This window comes from Flagellimonas zhangzhouensis (genome assembly GCF_900102925.1).
GTDB classification, from domain to species: domain Bacteria; phylum Bacteroidota; class Bacteroidia; order Flavobacteriales; family Flavobacteriaceae; genus Flagellimonas; species Flagellimonas zhangzhouensis.
Genome location: NZ_FNKI01000002.1, coordinates 1,075,365 through 1,101,969, shown reverse-complemented (window position 1 = coordinate 1,101,969; position 26,605 = coordinate 1,075,365). Strand labels below are relative to the sequence as shown.

Below are 26,605 nucleotides of genomic sequence, written 5' to 3'. Positions count from 1 at the left end.
AATTTGTAAATTTCGACAGAAAAGGAATTTGCCCCGATGAACTTCTTAGCACACATCTATCTTTCTTTTGATGATAAAGAAATTACTTTGGGAAATTTCTTTGCAGACCACATCCGTGGGAACAAGTACAAACACTTACCAGAAAGAATTCAAAAAGGCATTTTGTTGCATCGCGAAATCGACACTTTTACGGATTCCCATCCAACCGTTAGACAAAGTAGTCGTCGTCTTCATAAAAACTACAGTCATTACAGCCGCGTGATCGTGGATATTTATTATGATCATTTTCTGGCCAAAAACTGGAATGATTATAGCGAAACACCTCTAGAAGAATATGTCGAGGATTTTTATGATTTGTTGGAGGACAATTACGACATCCTCCCCATGGCCACCAAACGGATGATGCCCTATATGATGGCAGACAATTGGTTGCTCAATTATGCCAATTTAGCGGGAATTGACCGCGTACTCAACGGAATGAACAGAAGAACCAAAAATAAATCCAGAATGAACTTTGCCATTTTGGACCTTGAAGAACACTATACAGATTTTGAAAATGAATTCACTTCATTTTTTCAAGAATTAATTACCTTTTCCAACCAAAAATTCATTTCCCTATGCGAAGACTAATATTGCTTCTGCCCCTTATCTTATTATTTGTCAATTGTAAACAAAAACCAGCAGAACCTACAGGACTGGTTGCCGAAAAAGCCATGGTGGTTTCTGCTCGTCAAGAAGCGTCACAATTGGCTGTTGAAATCATGAAAAAAGGAGGAAATGCCTTTGATGCCATGGTGGCCACAGAATTGACTTTGGTAGTTGCATACCCCTTTGCAGGAAGTGTTGGAGGTGGCGGATTTATGGTCTACCGAAAAAACAATGGCGAAGTAGGTGGAATCGATTATCGTGAAAAAGCACCTCTTGCCGCCCATAAAGACATGTATTTGGATTCTATAGGTAACGTAATCCCTGGTTTGAGTACTTCGGGAGGTACTGCCGTGGGGGTTCCTGGAACCGTTGCAGGAGTATTGGAAGTTCACAAAAAATTCGGAAAACTTCCTTTAAAAGATATCATTGAGCCTATTATTGCTCTTGCCAACAAAGGTGTTGTGGTAACTGAAAAGCAAGCGGGACGTTTGGAAAGAACAAGAGAGCGTTTTATTGAGGCCAATGGCGACAGTACCAAGTTCGCTACTCCTTTCAAAGCTGGCGACACCATTAAATATCCCAATTATGCCAATACGCTTCAAAAAATAATGGAAGAAGGCAGAGATGGTTTCTATAAAGGCGAAGTAGCCCAAAAATTAGCAGCTTTTGTGCAAGAAAAAGGTGGTTTGATCACTGAAGAAGACTTGGAAAAATACGAAGCCGTTTGGAGAGACCCTATTGTTTTCAATTATAAGGATATCAAAGTAATTTCCATGAGTCCGCCAAGTAGCGGCGGGGTTACCATCAACCAGATATTTAAAATGATGGAGCCTTATGATGTTTCCAAATTCGGGCACAACTCTTCTAAAACAATTCAATTGTTTACCGAAGCATCTCGAAGAGCTTATGCGGATAGAAACTTCTTTTTGGGTGACCCTGATTTCGTGGACATTCCTTATGATATACTTTTGAGTGATGATTACATTCAGGACAGAATGGCTAATTTCTCATTTGACAAGGCCACTTTATCCTCAGAAGTAAGCCATGGCGAGGTTGAAATTATTGAAAGTGACCAAACTACCCACTTTTCAATTGTGGACAGTGAGGGTAATGCCGTTTCTGTTACCTCTACACTTAATGGCGGATATGGTTCCAAACTATTTTGCGAGGAATTGGGTATCTTTTTAAACAACGAAATGGACGATTTCAGCTCCAAACCTGGCGTTCCCAATATGTTTGGTCTCATTGGTGCCGAAGCCAACAGCATAGAACCAGAAAAGCGTATGTTGAGTAGTATGACGCCAACTATCGTGGAAAAAGATGGTGAGCTTTATATGGTGGTTGGAACTCCTGGAGGTTCAACGATTATCACTGCGGTGGCTCAAACCATTTTAAATGTGTACGAGTTCAACTTGAGCATGCAAGAAGCGGTAAATTCGCCCAGATTTCACCATCAATGGTTACCCGACATGGTGGTATTTGAACCAGATGGCTTTTCAGAAGAATTGAAGGAGGCTCTAAAGTCTAAAGGATACATCATTAACGAAGAGCGCACACCAATTATCGGAAAAGTGGATGCCATTCGCGTATTGCCAAATGGCAAGCTTGAAGGTGGAGCCGACAAACGTGGGGACGATACAGCCGTTGGGTTTTAATTAATAGCAAATGAAATTTGATGTTGTAGTTTTGACGGACCACCGCTACGTGGCCCCTAAAAAAAATACACCCTACATTCAAAATGTGCTCCAAGAAGACCAATTGGTTTTGGATGCCTTGAAAAATAAAGGGTTGAATGTGATTCGCAAATCTTGGGACGACCCTAATTTTGATTGGTCCTCCACCAAATATGCCTTGTTTCGAACCACTTGGGACTATTTTGACCGTTTTAAAGAATTCTCCGAATGGTTGGAAAAAGCATCCAAACAAACCCAATTCATCAATTCCAAGGAGCTTATTCATTGGAATATTGACAAGCATTATTTGCAAGACCTATCTTATGCGAGAGTAACCATTCCCAAGACGGTTTTCATAGAGAAAGGTTCTGAAATAAGCCTAGCAGAGGCCATTGAAAATGCAAAATCGAGACATAGATTCACAACTGATATCTATATTCTAAAACCCTGTGTTTCTGGGGCGGCTCGACACACCTACAAAATCAAAAGCGATGAAATTTCTAAGCATGAAGTCATTTTTCAAGCTTTAGTGAAAGAAGAAGCAATGATGCTGCAGGAATTTCAGTACCATATAGTTTCGGAGGGGGAAATCTCTATGATGGTTTTCAACGGCGAGTTTACTCATGCAGTTCTCAAAATAGCCAAAAAGGGTGATTTTAGGGTTCAGGATGATTTTGGTGGAACTGTTCACAATTACACCCCAGATGAAACACAGATTGCATTTGCGCAAAAGGTAGTTCACGCTGCGCCAGAATTGCCCATTTATGCCAGAGTAGATATTTTCAAGGATAATGATGGGAATTGGGCTTTGGCCGAATTGGAAATTTTTGAACCCGAACTTTGGTTTCGCTTAAATCTAAAAGCTGCAGACACCTTAGCAAAAGGCATCATAAAAACTTGCGATTTCAACTAATCACAGTTTGGTTGATGGATATTTTTATATTTATATAAATATTTCAAAATGAAAAACTTAATCCTTCTCCTATTCAGTATTGCCTTAAGTGGTTTTGGCCAACAAAAAACCACAGGAAATCTTGTGGCCCTGGACAATGCTTTTTATGATTATATTGCTAAGGATGCCAAAATCGAGGTGCTTGCTGATGGATTTATTTGGTCGGAAGGTCCTGTTTGGGTTAAAGAGGGTAACTTTCTTTTATTTTCTGACGCACCACAGAACACCATTTTTAAATGGAAAGATGGTGAGGGAATTTCTGCTTTTTTAAAACCATCGGGCTACACAGGCATTCTACCTTACAGTAATGAACCTGGCAGCAATGGGTTGATCATCAACAACAATGGTGAATTGGTGGCCTGCGAACATGGAGACCGAAGAATCTCACGCATGCCATTGAACCAAGGTGGGAAAGTAACCGTAGCGGATACTTGGAACGGCAAACGGTTCAATAGTCCAAACGATATTGTGGAAGTCTCAAATGGCACTTATTATTTTACAGACCCTCCATATGGTTTGCCTAAACAACAAGATGATACCTCTAGGGAAATAGAAGAGTTCGGTGTTTTTAAAATTGACCCAAATGGAGATGTTTCGATGGTAGTAAGCAATTTAACCAGACCCAATGGTGTAGCATTATCTCCAAATGAGAAAATACTTTACGTTAACCAATCCGATTCCAATGCTCCTTATATAATGGCGTATAACATTCAAAATGATGGTAAATTGGATTCGGGACGCATCTTTTTTGATGCTACTGAATTACAAAATGCAGGACTCATCGGTTCTTTGGATGGGATTAAAGTTGCCAAGGATGGAACTATTTTCTCAACAGGTCCCAGTGGTGTTTTGGTTCTTACTCCAAATGGAAAGTTGTTGGGACGAATAGAAACTGGGCAACGCACTGCTAATTGTACTTGGGGCGACGATGGCTCTGTCCTTTATATGACGGCACACAATTACCTAATGCGTATTCAAACCAAAACAAAGGGTGTTCGTTTCTAGAATTCGAAACTAACTTCCAGCAATTTGCTTTTTCAACTCATCCATGGATTGTTGTAATTGCTTAAGCAATCCCGTTTCGGTAGTGGCATCCACATTAAACGTCAATTTACTGCTCACCTCCCAAATTTCCTGAATTTGAAATGGTTTGATTTCATAAGGTGGATAGGTTTCATTTAATGATACGAGAGTGATATTGTTGGAATTCGGTTTCCGCTCAATTTTCTTCACCATAACAGAATCTTGCAGCACCACCACATACATCTTATTGGCACTAACATGATCAATGTGCTCAATGGCACGGGCCAACACCCAATCATTGGGCCTTAAATTCGGCAACATACTGTCCCCCTCAACCTGAAAACCGCGATAGGTCGCATTTCGGAATTCTGGAATGGGCATATCAAAAGCAGGTAACTGTTGGTACCAGCTTGTATCTGCAATATTCTGCGGATAACCCGCAGCGGCTTTTGCATTCACCATCACCATATTATCATTATCAGAATTATCAACCGTAACCACCTTTGGGATCACACTGGTTTTGGAGGTATCCAAATGTTTTTGATCACTTTCTCCGAACAACCACAGCGGATTAATTTTGAATTGCTTCAACAATTCAGCCACTACTTTTCCAGAAAGCTTGGTTCTCCCCCGCTCTATATCGGCTGTGGTGTTTTTAACCCCCAACAAATTGGCGAAATCGGTTTGTGTATAACCAAGTTCCCTACGGAGGTCAGTAAATCTTTTTAAGGTTATTTCATTTTCCATCTTCATGTTGCTAATGTCAAATCGAACGTATCAAGCTGACAATCCAATCTCAAATATAGGTGTTTTGGATTATTTCCAAAAATAATTATGGATTATTTCCATTTATTGGATTATTTCCATATTTTTGATTGGAATATTTCCAACTTATGAACTTCGATAGGATACGCGAAAAATTGAATATATTGGCTGATGCTGCAAAATATGATGTCTCCTGCGCCAGCAGCGGAAGTAACCGAACCAACAAGGACAAAGGTCTAGGTAATGCTTCTAAAATGGGAATTTGCCATACCTACACAGCAGATGGCAGATGTGTTTCCTTATTGAAAATTCTGTTGACCAATCACTGTATTTTTGATTGTGCCTATTGTGTTACCCGAAAAAGCAATGATGTTCAAAGAGCTGCTTTTAAGGTACAGGAAGTGGTTGACCTTACCATAAATTTTTACCGTAGAAATTATATTGAAGGACTGTTTTTAAGCTCTGGTATTTTTAAAAGTCCAGACCACACCATGGAACGTTTGGTAGCCGTTGCCAAAAAACTACGTGAAGAAGAAAATTTCAATGGATATATTCATTTAAAATCCATTCCAGGCGCAAGTGATGAATTGATGTATGAAGCTGGGTTGTATGCCGACCGACTTTCCGTAAATATTGAGGTGCCCACTATTTCAGGGTTAAAATTATTGGCTCCAGAGAAAAAGCACGAAGACTTCACCAAACCTATGGAAAAGGTCAAGAATGAAATTGTTCGTTACAATTCAGAACGAAAAATCATTCGAAGCACACCAAAATATGCCCCTGCAGGACAGAGCACACAAATGATTGTGGGAGCATCTGGCGAATCAGATAAAGACATCATGTACTCCGCGACTTATTATTACAAGACCTACAACATGAAACGGGTATATTATTCTGGTTATGTTCCCGTAACTCATGATTCACGCTTGCCTGCAATTGGTTCACAAGTACCTATGCTGCGTGAAAATAGATTGTATCAGACGGATTGGCTGTTGCGCTTCTATGGATTCTCGATTGGAGAAATCTTGAACAACCAACATCCTAACTTGGATATGGAAGTTGACCCAAAGCTCTCTTGGGCATTGCGTAACCTGCATTATTTTCCTGTGGATGTAAATTCGGCGGACAAAAACCTATTGGCTCGCATACCAGGTATTGGAATGCGATCGGTGGATAAAATTATTAAGGCAAGAAAATTTAGAAAACTGAACTGGGACCATCTTAAAAAGATTGGAGTGGCCCTCAACCGTGCACAATATTTTATGGTGTGCGACTCCCGTTTGTGGGAACGTCGTGATTTGGATGCGGATAAGATTAAAGGAATGATTCTTCAAAATTCTTCTGGCAAATTTCGGAATCAGTACATTACACAATTGTCGTTGTTCAATTAACAATGTGCAAATAACAACAAAAACGTAAGCACTATGAATGTTTCAACAACTTTAGTTTATGACGGTAGTTTTAACGGATTTTTGACCGCCGTCTTCGTCGCCTTTGATGAAAAAATCAATGTGGCCGACATTCAGAAAAACAACCAATCCCAAAATGGATTGTTTTCTGAATCTGAAACGATTTTCACAAATATAGAAAAGGCCAAAAGGGTTTGGAACGGTATCCGTAACAAAAGTCATAATGCCATTTCCAATGTCTACTTTGCTTTTTTGAGTGAAACCGAAAGTGTGGAAATGATGCTTTATACCTACATTCAAAAATTGATGCGCACCAAAAGTGGCAAGTATTTGGACTATTCTGATGCAACAGTACTTCACATTGCGCAATTGGCCAGAAAAGTGGGACGAGAAAAACATCGAATGGAAGCTTTTGTTCGGTTTCAGTTGACCAAGGATAATATCTATTTCGCCAATATTGAGCCCGATTTTGATGTGTTGCCTTTGATCTCCAAGCATTTTCGTGACCGCTATGCAGACCAAAAATGGTTGATTTATGATGTTAAGCGCAATTATGGGATTTATTACGATTTAGATCATGTAGAAATGGTATCACTAAACCTAAAAGACATTCACCACAATAAAACGGTAAAAAGTAATGCCTTTGCTCCCGAAGAATACGAATATCAAGCTTTATGGAACGATTACTTTAAAAGCACCAATATTGCATCACGAATCAACCCAAAATTGCATACGCAACATGTACCTAAACGCTATTGGAAGTATTTGAGCGAGAAGAAAGAGGCGGTTTAATTATCCTTAACTTTTCTCCCCAACAAAATGATCACTTTTAGTCTTGAACAGCACATTGAAACTGGTCAAGCTGCCATAAATACGAGTTATGTATTGTTGTAGATCCACCTTTTCTTGGTCGTCCAAGTTTTTGCTGCTATTTATCTTTTGTTCCATCACACGGATACGGTCGCGCACCATCACAATTTTATGAAAGAAAGTATCTATGGGCATTTCTTTACTTGCTGTAGCGTCACCTGGTTCCAAAACCAATTTGCCGCCCCTCCATTTATCAGCAATGGCTACTTTTTCATGTGAATCGCTCCACTTTTCCAATATTTTCACCAAAGAACGTTCTACATCAAAAAAACTAACACTATCCACTTCGTCCTCCACACCTTCTATCACTTCAAATTCAGCATCCAGATCTATCGTCTCCAAACCACTCTCCAAAAAGGTTACCCAATAATGTTTGGATGAAACGTTGGTTACCACCCCTTTACCAAATTCTGGATGATCAATTCTGGAGCCAATGCCTAATATTTTCATGTTTAAAATTATTTTATGTCCTCAAATTTAGAATTTTTGGACGTTAGCACTACCTTAGATGCAGGTTTTATAAACCAGCATTCATGGAACCACAAAAATTAAGAGCAAAACTCGGAGAGTTGGCCTCTACCTCCATCAGTGGTAACGATATCAGTTCTTCTTGCCTGTACGTATCCGCCTTGGCCGTAATACACGCTGGTCAATATGCATGGATCTCACTATTGATTGTCGGGGTCGTTCTCTTTTTATTCAGAAAGATTTATGGGGAAGTTGTCGGTGCCCTGCCGATGAACGGAGGGGCCTACAACGCTCTATTGAATACCACAAGCAAAGGAATGGCCTCCTTGGCAGCTGCACTCACACTCTTATCGTATATGGCAACTGCAGTGATTTCCGCCAATGAAGCGATGGCCTATTTGAAAAATATTGTTCCCCACTTACCCGTGATTATGGCAACCATTGGGCTTCTTGCTGTTTTTATGGGATTGGTCATTATCGGAATCGGTGAATCCTCCAAAGTCGCCATCGGAATTTTCATTTTTCATTTATCCTCGTTGGTTTTGCTGTCCTCCTTTGCTGGTTTTTATCTTTTTGAAAACGGATTAAAGGTTTTTATGGAAAATAATGCGCTTCCCGTGAAGCATGGGGCATTACCCATGGCCTTGTTTTTTGGTTTTTCTGCCGCTATGCTGGGCATCAGTGGGTTTGAAAGCTCAGCCAACTTTGTGGAAGAACAGAAAAAAGGCGTGTTTCCAAAAACGCTTCGGAATATGTGGGTGGTGGTCACCATTTTTAATCCATTGATTGCATTTTTAGCCTTGGCCGTATTGCCCATTTCTGAAATAGAATCCAATAGCGAAGCCCTTTTATCCATCATGGGAAATCAGGTCAGCGGGTCTTGGTTGGCATTTTTGGTATCCATTGATGCCGTGCTCGTATTGAGTGGAGCGGTTTTGACTTCATTTGTGGGTGTTTCGGGACTTGTAGAACGAATTACTTTGGATAGGATCCTACCTCCTTTTCTCTTAAAACGCAATAAAAATGGAAGCACCTATCGCATCGCCATTGTGTTTTTTATGCTCTGTGTGTCCATTTTGTTGATCACAGAGGGAAATTTAGAAGCTTTGGCAGGTGTCTACACCATTGCATTTTTATCAGTGATGGCGTTATTCGGGATCGGAAATATATTACTCAAAGTTCGCAGAAAACATTTACCACGTCCTGAGCGTTCTGGATGGATTTCTTTGTTGATTGCCATATTGGCCGTGATTACTGCATTGATTGGAAACATCATCCTGAACCCAGATTATTTGGCCGTGTTCATGGAATATTTTATTCCGACCATTGCCTTGGTTTTGGTCATGTTAAACCGAACAGCCCTTTTAAAATTATTGCTACGTTTGATTCGATATTTCTTAGATCCTGTAAATCGCTTTTTGGTCAAATCGTACCAGAGTATCAATAAAACCATTGATAAGATCAATGATCAAGAGTTTGTGTATTTCACTAAAAAAGATGATGTAGCTGCTTTGAACAAGGTTCTCCTCTACATCAGAAATAACGAGCATACCAGAAAATTAAAGATTGTTTCTGTTTTTCCTGAAGGGGAACAAGCGACCCAAAGTTTTGTTTCGGATTTAAATGTTTTGGACCGAGAGTACCCAGAAATTAAAGTGGATTACATTCAACTGCATGGGGAATTCACCCCACAACTGATCAAAAAGCTTTCGGAAGAATGGAACATCCCCATCAATTTTATGTTTATCGGTAGCCCCAGTGACAAATTCCCTTACCCACTTCAAGAGCTTGGTGGTGTCCGTTTGATTATTTGATGTAAACCCTCCTGTTTACAGCATCTTTCATTAACAAAAACGAAACTGGGGTCTGCTTCCTTTTTACAGCCCAAATCGCTATTTTTGAGGTTTGCTATGATTTATGATCAATTACGAAGAACATATTGAGGTTAAGGGCGCCAGAGTCCATAATCTAAAAAATATAGACGTTACCATTCCCCGTGAAAAACTAGTGGTGATTACGGGTCTTTCGGGCAGTGGAAAATCCTCTTTGGCTTTTGACACCATTTATGCCGAGGGTCAACGGAGATACATTGAAACTTTTTCGGCCTACGCCAGACAATTTTTGGGTGGATTGGAGCGTCCTGATGTGGATAAAATAGACGGACTCTCTCCTGTTATTGCCATTGAGCAAAAAACCACCTCAAAATCTCCTCGTTCCACCGTTGGTACCATTACCGAAGTGTACGACTTTTTACGATTGCTTTTTGCCAGAGCTGGTGATGCATATAGTTACAATACGGGAGAAAAAATGGTGAGTTACAGCGATGAACAAATCAAAGATTTGATCATTGAATCGTACAGGGATAAAAAAATCAATGTGCTTGCTCCCGTGATCAAGTCCAGAAAAGGACATTATCGCGAGCTTTTTGAGCAGATTGCAAAGCAAGGTTTTGTAAAAGTTCGGGTGGATGGAGAGATCACCGATATCACCAAAGGGATGAAAGTGGACCGTTACAAAACCCACGACATTGAAATCGTAATCGACCGTTTGAAGGTTGGGGATAGTGAGGATTTCCAAAAAAGATTGAGTGAAACCATCAACACCGCCATGTACAGTGGTGAAAATGTTTTGATGGTGTTGGAAGAAGGCGAAGCTGAACCTCGTTATTTCAGTCGGGATTTGATGTGCCCCTCTTCGGGCATTTCCTACCCTACACCTGAGCCGAACACGTTTTCATTCAACTCACCCAAAGGGATGTGCCCTGAGTGCAGTGGACTTGGTCATATTTTTCAAGTGAACGAGGCCAAAATTATCCCGAACAAGAAAATCTCCATCAAATCTGGTGGAATTGCTCCTTTAGGAGAGTACAAAAAGTCTTGGGCCTTTAAACAATTGGAGACCATTGCCCAGCGTTACGAGTTTGACCTTTCCGATGCCATTGAAAAGATTCCAACCGAAGCAATGCAAATTATTTTGAATGGTGGCAATGAAAGCTTTGAAGTCAATTCAAAAACATTGGGCGTAAAAAGGCAATATAAAATTGATTACGAGGGAATTTCCAACTTCATCAAAACCCAATATGAAGAAGCCAATTCCACTTCGATTAAACGATGGGCCAAAGATTATATGGACAAAGTAGATTGTCCAACTTGCGAAGGTTCACGTTTGCGCAAAGAATCTCTCTATTTTAAAATAGATGGCAAAAACATTGCTGAATTGGCGCAATTGGATATCGCTGAATTGGCGAACTTCTTTCAACATTTGGAGGATACGCTTGAGGGCAATCAAAAGAAAATTGCCGAGGAAATCATCAAGGAAATAAAAGCTCGTGTCGGGTTTTTATTGGATGTTGGATTGGATTACCTTTCCCTAAACCGAAGCTCCAAATCCTTGTCTGGTGGTGAGGCACAACGAATTCGCTTAGCCACACAAATCGGTTCGCAATTGGTGGGAGTGCTCTATATTTTGGATGAACCTAGTATTGGATTGCATCAACGGGACAATGAACGCTTGATTCATTCACTGGAAGCGCTTCGCGATATCGGAAATTCGGTAATTGTAGTGGAACACGACCGTGATATGATTGAACAGGCTGATCATGTGATCGATATTGGCCCTAAAGCTGGAAAGCACGGTGGTGAAATAATTTCTCAAGGAAAACCAAAGGAATTGATTGACCAACATACCTTAACCGCACAATACATCACTGGAGAATTGGAAATTCCTGTTCCAGAGAAAAGACGGGAAGGTACTGGAAAGAAAATTGTGCTTTCGGGCTGTACAGGGAACAACTTAAAAAATGTAACGGTTGAGTTTCCTTTAGGCAAAATGATCGGTGTTACGGGTGTTTCAGGAAGTGGTAAGTCCACTTTGATCAACGAGACCCTCTACCCAATAATGAATGCCCATTATTTTAACGGTGTTAAAAAACCAATGCCTTATAAAAAAATCACGGGCTTGGAACATATTGATAAGGTCATCGACATCAACCAATCACCTATCGGGCGTACTCCAAGATCCAACCCAGCCACGTATACAGGGGTTTTTAGTGAAGTCCGTTCTTTGTTTGCCAAAACCACCGAAGCTACCATCCGTGGCTACAAACCAGGGCGTTTTAGCTTCAATGTGGCAGGAGGAAGATGCGAAACCTGCCAAGGAGGTGGACTTAAAGTGATTGAAATGAACTTTTTGCCCGATGTCTATGTGGAATGCGAGACTTGTAATGGCAAACGCTTCAACAGAGAAACCCTGGAGATACGATACAAAGGAAAATCCATTGCAGATGTCTTGGAAATGACCATCAACGAAGCGGTAGATTTCTTCGAAAACATTCCTAAAATTCATCGTAAACTCAAGACAATAAAAGATGTGGGATTGGGTTATATATCATTAGGGCAACAATCCACTACGCTATCAGGTGGTGAAGCGCAACGGGTAAAACTTGCTACGGAGTTATCCAAACGCGATACTGGAAATACATTTTATATCCTCGACGAACCTACAACAGGACTACATTTTGAAGACATTCGTGTGCTTATGGAGGTACTGAATCAGTTGGTGGATAAAGGCAATACCATTTTGGTAATCGAACATAATTTGGATGTGATAAAAATGGTAGACTATATTATAGATATTGGATATGAAGGAGGCCGCGGTGGCGGAAAAGTAGTTGCCAAAGGCACACCTGAAGAGGTTGCGAAAGATAAAAAGAGTTATACAGCTAAGTTTTTAAAGAAAGAATTGGCCAATAAACAAAATATAGCGAAAGCTGTTTAAAATATTAGATTATGCAAATGCGAAATGAACAACATTCCAAAGGTTGGAATGAAATCAAGACCAACGATTCTTGGGCCATTTTTAAAATTATGGGCGAGTTTGTCAACGGTTTTGAAAAAATGAGTGCCATTGGCCCATGTGTATCCATTTTTGGTTCGGCAAGGGTTCGTGAGGGACACCCTTATTACGATTTAGCCGTTAAAGTGGCCCAAAAAGTATCTGAAGCTGGCTATGGAGTAATTACAGGTGGTGGACCAGGTATAATGGAGGCAGGTAACCGTGGTGCCAATTTAGCTGGCGGAACTTCGGTAGGACTTAATATTGAACTTCCCTTTGAACAGCACGACAATCCTTATATTGACGAGGATAAAAGTTTGGATTTTGACTATTTCTTTGTTCGCAAAGTAATGTTCGTAAAATACTCACAAGGGTTCGTGGTTATGCCAGGGGGATTTGGAACCTTGGATGAATTTTTTGAGGCTCTCACCCTGATTCAAACACATAAAATTCACACGTTTCCAATCATTTTGGTGGGCACTAAATTCTGGAAAGGATTATTGGATTGGATCAAAACTACATTGGTCGAAGAAGGAAACATTAGCCCTACAGATTTAGATTTAATTAAATTGGTGGACACAGAGGACGAAGTCGTGGAAATCATTGATGCCTTTTATAAGGGTCGCACCCTTAGTCCTAATTTTTAAAGTAGTTCCCTTGATGCACCCCAAAAACATCCGAAGGCTATTTTGGCTATTGGTCGTTATGCTCCCGTTTACAAGTATCGGGCAGCATAAAAACGACATTGTGGCCACTTTGGATGGGGAAACCAAACAAATTCGAATCAAACAAAACTTCACCTATGTGAATGATTCGAATAAGGGGTTGACTACCATTTATTTCAATGATTGGAACCACGCCTATTCCAATAAAAATACGGCATTGGCCAAACGCTTTGCCGAAGAATTCAATAGAAGTCTTCATTTGGCCAAAGAGCGCGAACGAGGCAGAACTACTATAATGACGATTGTTGACAACAACTATTCTGGTCTTGAATGGGAGCGTGTTGAGAATCGGGATATCATTAAAGTCACCTTGAATGAGGTGTTGAAACCTGGGGAGTTTGTCCAGTTGTTCTTAACCTACACCATAAAACTTCCTTCCGCAAAATTTACAGGCTACGGACATACGTTTGAAAGTGGCTATAACTTGAAAGATTGGTACTTGACCCCAGCGGTGTTTGATGGAGATTGGAAATTGTACGACAATAAAAATCTGGATGATTTATATACTAATGTTTCCGAAACTCGAATCAACTTTACCTATCCAGAATTACTTTCTTTAGCATCAAACTTTAGAATGTCAAATACCTCTAGATATGATGGAGGACAGCACGTACAATTGATCGGCAACAAAAGAAAAAGCTGCGAGATCATCATCACCTACGACAAAAGATTCACCAAACATATCACAACTTCCTTCACGGTAACAACGGATATTGAATCAAGTAAATATGGTGAAATTGCCCAAGGAATTTCCATTAGTCGAATTGCAGATTTTTTAAATGAAAATCTTGGTGCCTACCCACATGGCAACCTTTTGGTAAGTGAGTTTGACTACAATAAATCACCATTATACGGTATTAGTCAACTTCCCTCTTTTATCCGACCCTATGAAGAACAATTTCAATTTGAAATGAAGTTCTTAAAAACGGCTGTTCGGAGTTATATTAAAGAAACTTTGTATCTCGACCCGAGAAAAGAACGATGGGTAAACGATGCCATTGGGTATTATTTGATGATCAAATACGTGGATGAGTTTTATCCCAATCAAAAACTTACGGGAAAACTATCAAGATGGTGGCTCCTTAAAAATTTCCATTTTGCACAAATGGATTTTAATGAGCAATACACCTTGTTCAGTATGCTCTCCGCACGGAAAAATATTGACCAAGCCCTTACCACCCCAAACGATTCTTTGATAAAATTCAACGAGAAAATCGCCAATGGCTATAAAGCTGGACTGGGAATGTCTTACCTATCCGCCTATTTGGGAGAGAAGAAATTGGACAGTACTGTTCTCGATTTTTATCAAACTTACAAACAACAACCCTTGGTTACCGCTACCGATTTTAGGACTACGCTAGAAAAGTATGCCGATAAAGAAGTAGCTTGGTTTTTTGATGAATATGTGGCCACGGACGATAAGATTGATTACAAAATAAAGCGAATCCAAAAAACTGAGGACTCCATCACCTTTGTGCTCAAGAACAAGCAAGGAACCAAAGTTCCCATATCCCTTTTTGGGCTTCAAAACGATACGGTAGTTTCGCATTATTGGTTCACAGGAATCGATTCCACCAAAACTTTTACCATTCCAAGAAATGGCGAAGAACGCTTGGTGTTGAATTACGACCAAAAAATCCCAGAGTTCAATCAAAGGGACAACTGGAAAACCTTAAATGGTTTCTTTTCCAGTAATAAAAAGCTGAAGTTTCAATTTTTTAAGGATACGGAAGACCCATATTACAATCAGATTTTTTACGTGCCGATTGTCAACTTCAACCTTTATGATGGAGTTACCCCAGGGATGCGATTTTACAACAAGACATTTTTGGAACGTAACTTTTTGTACGACATAGCACCAGCCTATTCATTTTTGGAACATACCATGGTGGGAAAGGCCAGTTTTAGGTATCGCAAATACCATCAAAAGACAGGTTTGTACATGACCAATTATTCCATATCGGCCTCAACATCCCACTTTCAGGATAATTCAAGGTTTTCGACCCTTACCCCTGCCATAAATTTTGCATGGCGCCCCGAAGACCTCCTATCCAACCGCAGACAGAATTTAATGTTCCGATACAGAAACGTTTTCAGAAATATTGATGAAAATATTGCTGACCAGATTGATACTGACCCCGATTATGGAGTTTTGAATGCTCGCTTTACGGATGTTGACAATAACATTCTAAACTATTCATCTTGGTATGTGGATGCACAACATTCCAGCGATTTTTCAAAAATTGCCTTTGAATGGGAGTATCGCAAATTGTTTCAAAGCAATAGGCAATTGAACTTGCGGTTTTATGCTGGAAAATTTTTAAGAAATAACACCAACTCCGATTATTTCAGTTTTGCATTGGACCGACCTACGGATTACATGTTCGATCTGAATTATTTAGGGCGTTCGGAGAGCTCAGGCCTGTACAGTCAACAAATTATTATTGCCGAAGGTGGATTTAAATCTAAATTGGCAAACCCTTTTGCCAACGATTGGATTGCCACTACAAATGCAAGTACCAACATTTGGCGTTGGATTGAAGCTTATGGCGATTTGGGCTTTATCAAAAACAAAGGTGAAGACACCCGTTTTGTATATGACTCTGGTATACGTCTAAACTTGGTTACCGATTATTTTGAACTTTACTTCCCTGTCTACTCCAATTTGGGTTGGGAAATTGGCCAAGATGATTACGGACAGCGCATTAGATTCATTGTCACCCTAAGTCCTCGGACCTTGATTGGTCTGTTTACCCGCAAATGGTTCTAATTATAGAATCAACAACAATCCCATTACGCCATTTAAAATCATTACATTTTTTTCAATATAAATAATATTTTATTGATAATTTGTTAATTTTTTAGCGTAATTCTATATTGCTTTTATGAAGGAAATTTAATACTTTTGCGCAAATCCTGAACGATTCATGAAACCTAACCCAAGTACGAGCAACGACATTTCTTTTGATGATTTTAAATCTCAAATAATTGAAGATTACAAGGTTGCCGTCACCAGTAGGGAATGTAGCTTGATGGGAAGACGGGAAGTTCTTTCTGGAAAGGCAAAATTTGGGATTTTTGGAGATGGCAAAGAGCTGCCACAATTGGCCATGGCTCGAGCTTTTCAAAATGGGGATTTTAGAAGCGGCTACTACCGCGACCAAACCTTTATGATGGCTTTGGATTACCTAAACCCAAAAGAATTCTTCCACGGATTATACGCCACAACAGATTTAGAAAAAGAACCAATGAGCGCTGGCCGCCAAATGGGTGGGCATTTTGTTACGCATAGTGTAAACGAAGACGGTTCTTGGAAAAATTTGACCGAACAAAAAAACAGTAGTGCTGATATTTCATGTACCGCAGGGCAAATGCCCCGATTGGTGGGATTGGCGCAAGCATCAAAAATTTATAGAAATGTAGAGGGTATTGACCAAACCAACTTCTCCAAAAATGGAAATGAAGTGGCTTGGGGCACTATAGGGAATGCTAGCACCAGTGAAGGTCACTTTTTTGAGGCCATCAATGCGGCTGGAGTGATGCAGATTCCTATGGTCATCTGTATTTGGGATGATGAATACGGTATTTCGGTACCATCAGAATATCACACCACCAAAGGTGATATTTCTGAAGCTTTAAGTGGACTGCAACGTGATGAGGACAACAAAGGTTTCGAAATCTTAAAAGTAAAAGGCTGGGACTATACAGCCCTTATCCATACGTTTGAAAATGCGTCGGACATTGCCCGTGAAGGTCATGTTCCCGTAATTATCCATGTAACGGAGCTTACCCAACCGCAGGGACACTCCACATCAGGTTCGCATGAACGATACAAATCTGCTGAACGGTTGGAATGGGAAAAAGAGCATGATTGTAATAAAATGTTCAGGGAGTGGATCATTGAAAACGGGATCAGCTCCGAGGACGAGCTCAAAAAAATGGAGCGCGAAATCAAACAAAAGATTCGTGCTGCCAAAAAAGATGCTTGGTCTGAGTTTCTACAACCTCATTTAGATGCCAAAAAACAATTGGTTCAACTTTTGGACAACGTTGCTGCCAAAAGTCCAAATCGCGCCTTTATTTTAAAGGTGAAAAACGATTTGATTGCCATTGAAGAACCTTTAAAAAAGGATTTGGCATCAAAATCCAGAAAAGTGCTGCGTTATCTTTTGGGAGAAAACACACCCGAAAAGCAACAACTTCAGTTGTGGATAAATAATTTCTTTACTGATACAGAGCCTAAATACAGCTCGAATTTATATAGTGAATTGCCAAATAAGGCTACCAATATTAAGGCAATTACCCCCACCTATTCTGATAGTTCAAAGGAAGTTGATGGCAGGGTAATTTTAAGGGACAATTTCGATACGTTGTTCAGTAGGTATCCAGAAGCATTGGTTTTTGGAGAGGATACTGGGAATATTGGAGATGTAAACCAAGGATTGGAAGGCCTTCAGAAAAAGTACGGTAAACTACGGGTAGCTGACACTGGAATTCGTGAAACTTCCATTATCGGTCAAGGGATCGGTATGGCGCTACGTGGTTTGCGTCCCATTGCTGAAATTCAGTATTTGGATTATATTCTTTACGCCATTCAAACGTTGAGTGATGATCTCGCGTCTTTGATGTACAGAACGGTAGGAAAACAGAAAGCTCCATTGATTGTACGTACCCGAGGACACCGTTTGGAAGGTATCTGGCACTCTGGTTCCCCAATGGGTGGATTGGTACATCTGCTTCGTGGAATGTACATTTTAACCCCCAGAAACATGACCCAAGCTGCAGGTTTCTACAACACGTTGATGAAAAGTGACGAACCTGCATTGATCATAGAAAGCTTGAATGGTTATCGCTTAAAAGAAAAGATGCCATCCAACTTAGGAGAGTTTTGCACTCCGATTGGTAAAGTGGAAACCATGAAAGAAGGTACAGACATAACTATCCTTTCCTATGGTTCAACCCTGCGCATTGTGGAAAGTGTTGCCAACGATCTATTGGAAGTTGGAATTGATGCTGAGGTTATTGATGCACAATCTTTGTTACCATTCGATTTGGAACACGATGTGGTGAAAAGCCTTCAAAAAACCAATAGACTTTTGGTGGTTGATGAAGATGTACCTGGAGGGTGTTCCGCTTACTTGCTTCAAGAAGTAGTTGAAAACCAAGGTGGTTATAAGTATTTGGATAGTGCACCTCAAACTTTGACCGCAAAAGCACACCGACCAGCTTATGCTTCGGATGGGGATTATTTCTCCAAACCCAATGCAGAAGACATCTTTGAAAAGGTGTACGAAATTATGCACGAGGTGGATCCGAAATCATACCCGCCACTTCGATAAGGTAAGGTTCTATTCAAATTTTAGTGAACTTTTCGTCGAATATTGTTACGTTTTTTAAAACTTAATTAATATTTTCACGGCACTAAAGCCCCCATAAATGAAAAATACCCCTACTGTACACATAGGTTTGGCATTATTGAGAATTGTACCATCTGCTTTTATGATAAGCCATGGTTACGGAAAACTTATGAATCTGATCAGTGGCAATACCGAATTCGCCAATCCTTTTGGCATCGGTCAAGCTCCCTCACTTTTTTTGGCCGTTATTGGTGAAGTAATATGTCCACTTTTAATAATTATTGGCTTTAAAACACGTTGGGCTGCTATTCCAGCTGCCATTACCATGTTTGTAGCCGCTTTTATGATTCATGCCGCTGACCCATTTGGCACCAAAGAAAAAGCACTTCTTTACTTGGTTATTTTTATCGCCATTATGTTGTTGGGCCCAGGAAAATATAGTGTAGATAAAAAGTAAATTGTTGCTCTAGGCTATCTTGAACAACAATTCCTTGAGCAAATCAGCTTGGTCCATATTATTGGCACCAACGCCTTTTCCTTTTAAATCGAGTTCACGCAAATTTGAAATGATTCCGCTTACTCGTTTCATGGGATAATTTTTAGCGGCCACCACATATTCATTCACAAAATAGGGGTTTACACCTAATACTTTGGCCACATTACCTGGGGAATGGTCACTTAAGCCATGGTACTGCAACAATTGGGTAAAGAAGGTATTCAAGAGGGTTACGGTTACCACAAAAGGATTGTCTTTAGGGTTTTGCGCAAAATAGTCGATAATTCTAGCTGCCTTTTTTACGTTGCGCTCCCCGATAGCTTTCTTTAATTCAAAATTATTGAAGTCCTTACTGATTCCGATATTTTCCTCAATGATCTCTGGGGTTATTTCAGTTCCTGCTGGCACCACTAAAGTTAACTTATCAAGTTCATTACTGATTTTACTTAAATCAGTTCCCAAAAACTCTACCAACATAATACAGGACTTTGGCGACATTTTATAGTTTTTGCCTGCCATGGTTCGCCTCACCCAATCTGCCACCTGATTATCGTAAAGCTTGTTACTTTCAAATAACTCACCAGTCTTTTTAATGGTTTTGTACAGTTTTTTACGCTTATCGAGCTTTTTGTACTTGTAGCAAATCACTAAAATGGTCGTAGGTTGAGGATTTTCCGCGTAGGAGTTTAAATTTTCAATTGTTTTGGATAAATGTTGGGCTTCTTTCACAATTACCACCTGGTAATCGGCCATCATCGGATATCGTTTGGCATTGGCGACTACTTCATCTACAGAAGTATCTTTTCCATAAAGTACCATTTGGTTAAACCCCTTTTCATCTTCCGACAACACATTATCACCAATGTATTTGGAAATACGGTCGATGTAATAGGGTTCCTCCCCCATCAAAAAATAAATAGGTTTTGGATTTCCTTTATTGATTTCCGATACAATCTCCTTTACTTTGTCCATTCAGTATTTATCACCAGACGCGTTTTATGCACCCTTTGAACTTTCCTTCGTATAAGTTTCGAATCAAAAATAGCCAAAATAGACAGTACATTTTTGATGGTATCCGTAAAAAGTTTGTAGTGCTCCAACCTGAGGAATGGGTTCGTCAACATGTGCTGCATTTTCTCATTTTCACCAAGAATTATCCGAAAAGCTTGGTTAACGTAGAAAAACAACTGACCGTCAATAAATTAAAAAAGCGCTACGACATTGTCGTTTTCAATTCTGATGGCAGTATTTTTTTATTGGTGGAATGCAAAGCTCCAGAAGCACAGATAGACCAAACCACTTTTGACCAAATTGCACGATATAATTACGAATTGGATGCGCAATATTTGATGGTGACCAATGGATTGAACCATTATTATTGCGAAATGGACCAGCAGCTTGAAAATTATAGGTTTTTGAAGGAAATTCCTGATTTTAGCCGTTAATTTGCCACCGTCTTGAAAATCGCAGTCGTCATACTCAATTGGAATGGGGAAGCCTTATTGGAAAGGTTTCTACCTTCTGTTACGGAATATTCCCAAGATGCCGATATTTATGTGGTGGACAACGCAAGTTCGGATGGCTCAGTGGACTTTTTAAAGCGGAACTATCCAGAAATAGGTATTGTTCAGAACACATCAAATGGAGGCTTCGCCAAAGGCTACAACGATGGCCTAAAGCACATTGAAGCTGACATTTATTGCTTGCTGAATTCCGATGTCGAAGTCACACCAAATTGGTTGGAACCTATCACAAAGGCATTTCAGGATATTCCAGAAGCATCCATTATTCAACCCAAAATATTAGACCTAAAGCAAAAAGACCATTTTGAATATGCTGGTGCGGCGGGTGGATTTATAGATAAGTTGGGCTACCCTTTTTGTCGTGGGCGAATTTTTCAAACCATAGAAAAAGACGAAGGACAGTACAACGACACCAAAGAGGTTTTTTGGGCCACTGGCGCTTGTATGTTCATTAAAAGTGAAGTGTTCAAATCGCTTCAAGGTTTTGATGAAGACTATTTTGCACATCAAGAAGAAATAGATTTGTGCTGGAGAGCTAAAAATGCAGGTCACAAAGTATATTATGTGGGAGAAAGTGAAGTCTATCACTTGGGCGGTTCTACCCTATCCAACATGAATCCAAAAAAAACCTACCTGAATTTCAGAAACTCTTTATATTCAATAACAAAGAACTTACCCCGTAAAAGAGCGTTCACTATCATATTATTACGCTTGTTGCTCGACGGCATAGCCGCATTGCGTTTTGTACTTCAGTTTAGGTTTAAACATTGCTTTGCCATTCTTAGGGCCCATCTAAGTTTTTATGTTAATTTTAGGGGGATGTATCGAAAGCGCGAAAAAGCTAATTTTATATTAAAGTACCATACCACGACATCCATAGTATGGTCTTATTTCGTAAATCAAATAAGGAATTTTAACATTTTAGTAAAAGATTAACGATACTGGATAAAGGAAGCTTTGCTTTTTATCTAATTTTGGTTTAGTTTTTGTACTAATGATATATATAACAACCCTTAAATTATACTCTGAACTATGAAAAAAATTTTTCTAGGAACTTTGGCAATGACCGTTCTATTATCTTCTTGCGTTTCGCAAAAGAAATATGCTGAATTGGAGGCCAAACAAAAAGAAACTCAAGACTTATTGAACTCTGCAACCGTTAAATTGAACGATTGTTTGGAAGATAAGGCTACTGCTGATTCTAGATTGAAGACTCTTGAGGATCAAAACGCTTTCCTAAAAGCAAACAACCAAGAGCTTATCAACAATATGGGTAATTTGACTACCCTAACCACTAAAGGTGCCGAAAACCTTGAAAAGTCTTTGGAAAGCCTTAAAGAAAAGGATCTTACGATCAGAAAACTTCAAGATGCTGTTACCCGTAGAGATTCTGTTAACCTTGCATTGGTACAGAGCCTTAAAGGTGTATTGGGCAACTTGGACGACGATGATATCGAAATCAGCGTTGAAAAAGGTGTGGTATTTGTATCTATTTCTGACAAACTATTGTTTAGAAGCGGAAGTTACAACGTAACCAATGCAGCAAAAGAAGTATTGGGTAAAGTTGCTAAAGTGGTGAACAACAAACCTGACTTCGAATTTATGGTAGAAGGTCACACAGACAACGTACCTTACAGAAGCGGTGTATTGTTGGACAACTGGGATTTGAGTGCAAAAAGAGCAACTTCAGTTGTTAGAATCCTACAAAATGATTTTGGTGTATCTCCTGAAAGAATGACTGCTGCTGGACGTAGCTACTACGTACCATTGGTAAGCAACGACACTTCTGCTGATAGAGCTAAAAACAGAAGAACTCGTATTGTTGTACTTCCAAAAATCGATCAGTTCTACAACATGATCGAAGAGGGAATGAAAGACCCTAGCATCGGAGGAACAGGAAACTAATTTGTTCTTGAAATAAAATGAAAAGCGGCCCAAAAGGCCGCTTTTTTTAGTTATAAAATATCCAAATCTCCTTTACCTTCTCGAATTACTTCGGGCTCTCCTTCGGAAAGATCGATCACTGTAGAAGCTATATTGCCACCATAGCCACCATCAATAACAACATCAACAAGATTCTGCCATTTTTCAAAGATCAATTCAGGGTCTGTGGTATATTCTAAAATATCGTCTTCATCATGAATGGAAGTTGAAACAATTGGATGACCCAACTGCGAAACCAAGGCTTGCGCAATCGAGTTGTCAGGAACCCTAATACCTACGGTTTTCTTTTTCTTGAAATCCTTGGGCAGATTGTTGTTCCCTGGTAAAATAAAGGTGTAAGGCCCTGGTAAGGCCCGCTTGAGCAGTTTAAATGTAGTGCTATCTATTTGGCGAACATAATCCGATAAATTGCTTAAATCAGCACACACGAAAGACCAATTGGCTTTTTCCAATTTTATGCCTTTAATTCTAGCAATGCGTTGTAATGCCTTTGAATTGGTAATATCGCAGCCCAGACCATATACGGTATCGGTAGGATAAATCACAAGCCCCCCTTTTCTTAGAATGTTTACGATTTTATCAACCTGTTTGGGGTTTGGGTTTTCATCATAAAGTTTAATCAACTCCGCCATGATATTCGTACTGCTAATTTATATAGCAAGTTAGCAAAAGTTAGCATGCTGAACATTCTTTGTATGTAGGTTTTTATGTACGTCCATTGAAATGGGACATTCATCAACTCAAATACGGCATTGGTGAATTAACCAGGACATCACTTGGTTTTATAGTTCAGTTTTGCAAAAAGGAAACCCATGAACACCCAGATAAATCAACTTCGACGAATTATATCAATGCTGCTCTTTTCCCTATCATTTTTGATGATTAGTAGTTGTCAACTTAATTCTTCAAAATCAAGAGAGCTCCTCTCAATCAATAATGAAAAGGAGCTTATTATTACTTTGGATAGCCTTTTTGTTGAACTCAACCAAATTGAGATTGAGAAATTCAATTATACGGTATCGGAAAATTTGATAACCATCAATGAGCAAATACGAAGAATAATAGAAAACGTAAATTCCAAGGAGTCCTTAAAGAATCTGGAATTGGAATACCGAAAAAAATCCCATTCATTTTTATTTGTGTTATCCCCTGATGGCAAAATCGGTGTCTTCTCTTGGTACACCCGAATGAATAATACTGGTAACGAAATAAAAAATATTGCACTTATTCAGAAAAAGGATAAAGTTGCACCTACCTCGCTATATGGTGAACCGATTATGTATACTGATATTTACCAATTAAACACCAATCTGGATCAATCATTGTATTTATTACATGGCATCAGCGATACTCCATCCGATTCCTACCAGCAATTAAACAGTTACATTCTTCGTGACGGTTATCTAGAAGCCATATACAGTTTTCCCAACAGAGAAAGCCAAATTTCAACTCGATTAGCTGCAGTTAACGAATTACCTAAACATCTTAAGGTCTTGGGAAACGGCTCAAAGATCAACTTTAAACATGCTACGGATACTACCCAGACAAACTACTCCTTAGTATTTGATGGTGACAAATTCGTTTCCAACATCTATGAAGATTAGTCTTTCATATAAAACCCAATATCATCCAATACGATGACTCCCAAAGTATCCTTATCAAAAACAAAGTCGATGCTTTTAAGGTTATTTAAGCGTAAACTATCTTCTTGTTTCAAAAAAGAAGAAATAGGTATGTAACAACTCTTCAATTGAATTTCGGATTCACCACCTATCATCTGCTTATCCAAGAATTTAAACTTGGTGAATTTGGATTTGATTTTTTGAGACAGACTATTATACTCCTCTACGGCTACAGATGCCTTATTTCCCAAACTATCCACAAGCATAACACTAAAATTGAATCCTTTAGTTGGTGTTTTTGTCTTCTTTTTGCCTTTGTTCTTGATTTTAAGTTCAGACATATCACCAATCGCCATTGAAAAAGCCAAAGTATCAGAAGACGTGAAATCCTTAATAGAATCTGTCAACGCAATGCTGTACTTTGGAATAGAATCCGTAGTGCCTTCAGCATATTTCCAGCCCAAGACCAGAGCATTGTTCTGTTGGCTTCCGCCATCTCTTGCCATCAACTCCTTTTCTTTCCAAACCTTAAAGTTCTCTGCGAAAAGTACAACCCCATCTTTATCAATAGTCACATCAATATCTTTCTCAAAATTGACCAATACCTGTTTTTGGGTATCTGCATATTGGCTGATATATTGCTCTTTTGGCAACCAATCCATCGCCAAATCCACATTTTGAAACATGGGTAAATAGTCATCATTATCCTTTAATACGGATTCTATAAATGCACTGATGTACACTTTTGCCACCTCTCTTTGTTCTTCTCCAGAAACCAAAGGTTCTAGGTTTAATAACCATTTCATGGGAGCTCCAAAATCAGACCTTCCCCAAGTGGAGTTGAACTGTCCATGGTTGGCATGGTTCATATAAAGTCCTGCTTTAAAGCCTTCGAAACCTTCTGAGTACTCCATGCGATGAAAAGGCCTCATCCCCCAAAAACTGGTTTCATCAGAATCATAAGCCCCTTGCAACGACAAGTAATTGATGTCTTTTAAGCTTATTTCGCGATCGTAGCGATAATCGGTCGGAGCCACAGTTATAATGCCTTTGATTCCAAAATTGAAATCGAATTTTTCATTACCATTATCGGGGAATCTATCCAACGTATTAAAAGCTGCTGCTATTGAAACTGCTTCTCCGCCTCGCGAATGCCCCATGAGCGCCACTTTATCCAAATCTACTTTTCCTTTGAGTTCTGGTTCTTCCTCGTTCCATTTTTTCCATTGTTCCAAATGTTTGAGTAACATCCATCCGCGGGTAGGCATTTCTTTTCCTCTAAAATCTCCTGACCAATGCGCATTGATGAAATTTTCATCCACAGAAACAGCAATTACTCCTTGGCTGGCCAATAATTCGCCCAAATAGGCATATCCTGCATCGGAAAAATCAATCATACTGTGATTTCCATGCACCATCAAAACAATAGGGAAAGGACCAACACCTTTGGGCATATGTACCCGACCGTTCAATGGAAAACTATCCACACTAAAACCCCAAAATTTTTCACGCCATTTTTTCTTTTTTCCCTCCCATTCTGGAAGCATTAAAGTCGCGTCCACAGTTGGAGTTTTATACTTCACTCCCTCAGCATATTCAGGTCTTTTTTTATCTGTTCCACTTCCATAAGTAAAACTTTCCACCTCATACGAACCTAAGGTAGCAGGATTCTCAATTCCTTTTTTTGATAAAAATTGAGATTCATCAAATACAATCTCAGTGTCTTCATCCAGATATGGATCACCTTCCAAACTATTGAAACCGTAAAATCCTAGAGCCACAAGAACAATCGCCAAAACAATCATTCCGCCGCCTAACTTGAGGTTTTTCGCTTTAATCAATTGTGCAATTCCAAATACCAATAATAAGGTGCAAACAAAACCTATTAGCGCCATCACGTAAAACACTTGCGTAGGCCAACGAAAGGCATACATACGCATTATGTAAAGAGCCAAAAAGCCCGTTGCTATGGAAATAAAAATGGAAGTGGGTATCTTTTTAAGCCAAGGAGCCAGATAATGCAAAAGCAATTGAAGCAAGGCAACTACAAGTGCGCCGATGACTATGCCAAAAAGCATCATCAGCCAAGTGGGATAACCTATTTCGTAATGAAAGCCTGCTATACCAAATAAGGTAATTACAAGAATGGCTACGGAAATAAAAAGGGGTTTAGAGAAAATTTGTTTCATCAGGGGAGTTAGTTGGTTGGTTTGGTCAAATAAAATCAAAGTCTAAGCTTTGAATTTAGTGATTTTAAACCATCCTACCCGACTTCAATAATTATTTTGGATAATCCC

The 26,605-nt window shown here is 39.5% G+C and carries 21 protein-coding genes; 16 read left to right on the top strand and 5 right to left on the bottom strand.

Annotated features, from left to right (window positions below):
* Positions 1-36: 36 nt before the first annotated feature.
* From BLQ18_RS11850 to BLQ18_RS11835, 4 genes are read left to right on the top strand one after another with little or no spacing between them, the layout of a single operon-like run.
* Complete coding sequence (locus BLQ18_RS11850; RefSeq protein ID WP_090296133.1) at positions 37-630, top strand: acyl carrier protein phosphodiesterase; 594 nt, start codon at positions 37-39, stop codon at positions 628-630.
* Positions 618-2,303 (top strand): gamma-glutamyltransferase, encoded by a 1,686-nt coding sequence (gene ggt / locus BLQ18_RS11845; RefSeq protein WP_090296129.1) that lies wholly within the window; start codon positions 618-620, stop codon positions 2,301-2,303. The genes BLQ18_RS11850 and ggt overlap by 13 nt, the downstream gene beginning before the upstream one ends.
* 10 nt (positions 2,304-2,313) lie before the next feature.
* Complete coding sequence (locus BLQ18_RS11840; protein WP_090296125.1) at positions 2,314-3,234, top strand: ATP-grasp domain-containing protein; 921 nt, start codon at positions 2,314-2,316, stop codon at positions 3,232-3,234.
* Between the two features lie 48 nt (positions 3,235-3,282).
* The gene (locus BLQ18_RS11835; protein ID WP_090296119.1) at positions 3,283-4,278 is read left to right on the top strand and encodes an SMP-30/gluconolactonase/LRE family protein; all 996 of its coding nucleotides are present in this window, start codon (positions 3,283-3,285) and stop codon (positions 4,276-4,278) included.
* 9 nt (positions 4,279-4,287) lie between these two features.
* On the opposite strand, the gene BLQ18_RS11830 is transcribed toward BLQ18_RS11835, so the two are convergent.
* Entirely contained in the window at positions 4,288-5,043 is a 756-nt protein-coding gene (locus tag BLQ18_RS11830) for an XRE family transcriptional regulator (RefSeq protein WP_090296114.1), read from the bottom strand.
* A gap of 146 nt (positions 5,044-5,189) precedes the next feature.
* Between BLQ18_RS11830 and BLQ18_RS11825 the strand changes: the two genes are divergently transcribed.
* Entirely contained in the window at positions 5,190-6,452 is a 1,263-nt protein-coding gene (locus tag BLQ18_RS11825) for a putative DNA modification/repair radical SAM protein (protein WP_090296110.1), read from the top strand.
* A 33-nt stretch (positions 6,453-6,485) separates the two neighbouring features.
* Positions 6,486-7,262: a TIGR03915 family putative DNA repair protein gene (locus BLQ18_RS11820; protein ID WP_090296107.1), complete on the top strand. Its 777-nt coding sequence runs from the start codon at positions 6,486-6,488 to the stop codon at positions 7,260-7,262.
* Between the two features lie 6 nt (positions 7,263-7,268).
* On the opposite strand, the gene BLQ18_RS11815 is transcribed toward BLQ18_RS11820, so the two are convergent.
* Positions 7,269-7,790, bottom strand: coding sequence for a hypothetical protein (locus tag BLQ18_RS11815; RefSeq protein ID WP_090296102.1), 522 nt, complete (start codon positions 7,788-7,790; stop codon positions 7,269-7,271).
* Between the two features lie 83 nt (positions 7,791-7,873).
* On the opposite strand from BLQ18_RS11815, the gene BLQ18_RS11810 reads away from it, so the two are divergent.
* From BLQ18_RS11810 to BLQ18_RS11785, 6 genes are all read left to right on the top strand, one after another.
* Positions 7,874-9,622 (top strand): APC family permease, encoded by a 1,749-nt coding sequence (locus BLQ18_RS11810; RefSeq protein ID WP_090296097.1) that lies wholly within the window; start codon positions 7,874-7,876, stop codon positions 9,620-9,622.
* 103 nt (positions 9,623-9,725) lie between these two features.
* Positions 9,726-12,584 carry an excinuclease ABC subunit UvrA gene (gene uvrA, locus BLQ18_RS11805; RefSeq protein ID WP_090296094.1) on the top strand — a complete coding sequence of 953 codons (2,859 nt, stop codon included), beginning with the start codon at positions 9,726-9,728 and terminating at the stop codon, positions 12,582-12,584.
* Positions 12,585-12,601: 17 nt separating this feature from the next.
* Positions 12,602-13,288, top strand: a complete 687-nt coding sequence (locus BLQ18_RS11800) for an LOG family protein (RefSeq protein ID WP_090297576.1) — start codon at positions 12,602-12,604, stop codon at positions 13,286-13,288.
* Between the two features lie 58 nt (positions 13,289-13,346).
* Complete coding sequence (locus BLQ18_RS11795; protein ID WP_245668115.1) at positions 13,347-16,136, top strand: gluzincin family metallopeptidase; 2,790 nt, start codon at positions 13,347-13,349, stop codon at positions 16,134-16,136.
* Between the two features lie 157 nt (positions 16,137-16,293).
* Complete coding sequence (locus BLQ18_RS11790) at positions 16,294-18,705, top strand: alpha-ketoacid dehydrogenase subunit alpha/beta (protein ID WP_090296088.1); 2,412 nt, start codon at positions 16,294-16,296, stop codon at positions 18,703-18,705.
* Positions 18,706-18,802: 97 nt separating this feature from the next.
* The gene (locus BLQ18_RS11785; protein WP_090296085.1) at positions 18,803-19,180 is read left to right on the top strand and encodes a DoxX family protein; all 378 of its coding nucleotides are present in this window, start codon (positions 18,803-18,805) and stop codon (positions 19,178-19,180) included.
* Between the two features lie 9 nt (positions 19,181-19,189).
* Here the strand turns inward: BLQ18_RS11785 and holA are convergent, their stop codons facing one another.
* Positions 19,190-20,191 (bottom strand): DNA polymerase III subunit delta, encoded by a 1,002-nt coding sequence (holA, locus tag BLQ18_RS11780; RefSeq protein WP_090296081.1) that lies wholly within the window; start codon positions 20,189-20,191, stop codon positions 19,190-19,192.
* A gap of 26 nt (positions 20,192-20,217) precedes the next feature.
* On the opposite strand from holA, the gene BLQ18_RS11775 reads away from it, so the two are divergent.
* The 3 genes from BLQ18_RS11775 to BLQ18_RS11765 all read left to right on the top strand — a co-directional run bounded on the left by BLQ18_RS11775 (position 20,218) and on the right by BLQ18_RS11765 (position 22,647).
* Positions 20,218-20,664: a type I restriction enzyme HsdR N-terminal domain-containing protein gene (locus BLQ18_RS11775; RefSeq protein WP_090296075.1), complete on the top strand. Its 447-nt coding sequence runs from the start codon at positions 20,218-20,220 to the stop codon at positions 20,662-20,664.
* Between the two features lie 12 nt (positions 20,665-20,676).
* Positions 20,677-21,678, top strand: coding sequence for a glycosyltransferase family 2 protein (locus BLQ18_RS11770; protein ID WP_090296070.1), 1,002 nt, complete (start codon positions 20,677-20,679; stop codon positions 21,676-21,678).
* 96 nt (positions 21,679-21,774) lie between these two features.
* Positions 21,775-22,647, top strand: coding sequence for an OmpA family protein (locus BLQ18_RS11765; RefSeq protein ID WP_090296066.1), 873 nt, complete (start codon positions 21,775-21,777; stop codon positions 22,645-22,647).
* 50 nt (positions 22,648-22,697) lie between these two features.
* Here the strand turns inward: BLQ18_RS11765 and BLQ18_RS11760 are convergent, their stop codons facing one another.
* Positions 22,698-23,318 (bottom strand): L-threonylcarbamoyladenylate synthase, encoded by a 621-nt coding sequence (locus BLQ18_RS11760; protein ID WP_090296062.1) that lies wholly within the window; start codon positions 23,316-23,318, stop codon positions 22,698-22,700.
* A gap of 180 nt (positions 23,319-23,498) precedes the next feature.
* Between BLQ18_RS11760 and BLQ18_RS11755 the strand changes: the two genes are divergently transcribed.
* Entirely contained in the window at positions 23,499-24,290 is a 792-nt protein-coding gene (locus BLQ18_RS11755; RefSeq protein WP_139150390.1) for a hypothetical protein, read from the top strand.
* On the opposite strand, the gene BLQ18_RS11750 is transcribed toward BLQ18_RS11755, so the two are convergent.
* On the bottom strand, positions 24,287-26,497 hold the full coding sequence (locus tag BLQ18_RS11750) for an alpha/beta hydrolase (protein WP_090296053.1): 2,211 nt from the start codon (positions 26,495-26,497) through the stop codon (positions 24,287-24,289). The genes BLQ18_RS11755 and BLQ18_RS11750 overlap by 4 nt on opposite strands.
* Positions 26,498-26,605 lie beyond the last annotated feature (108 nt).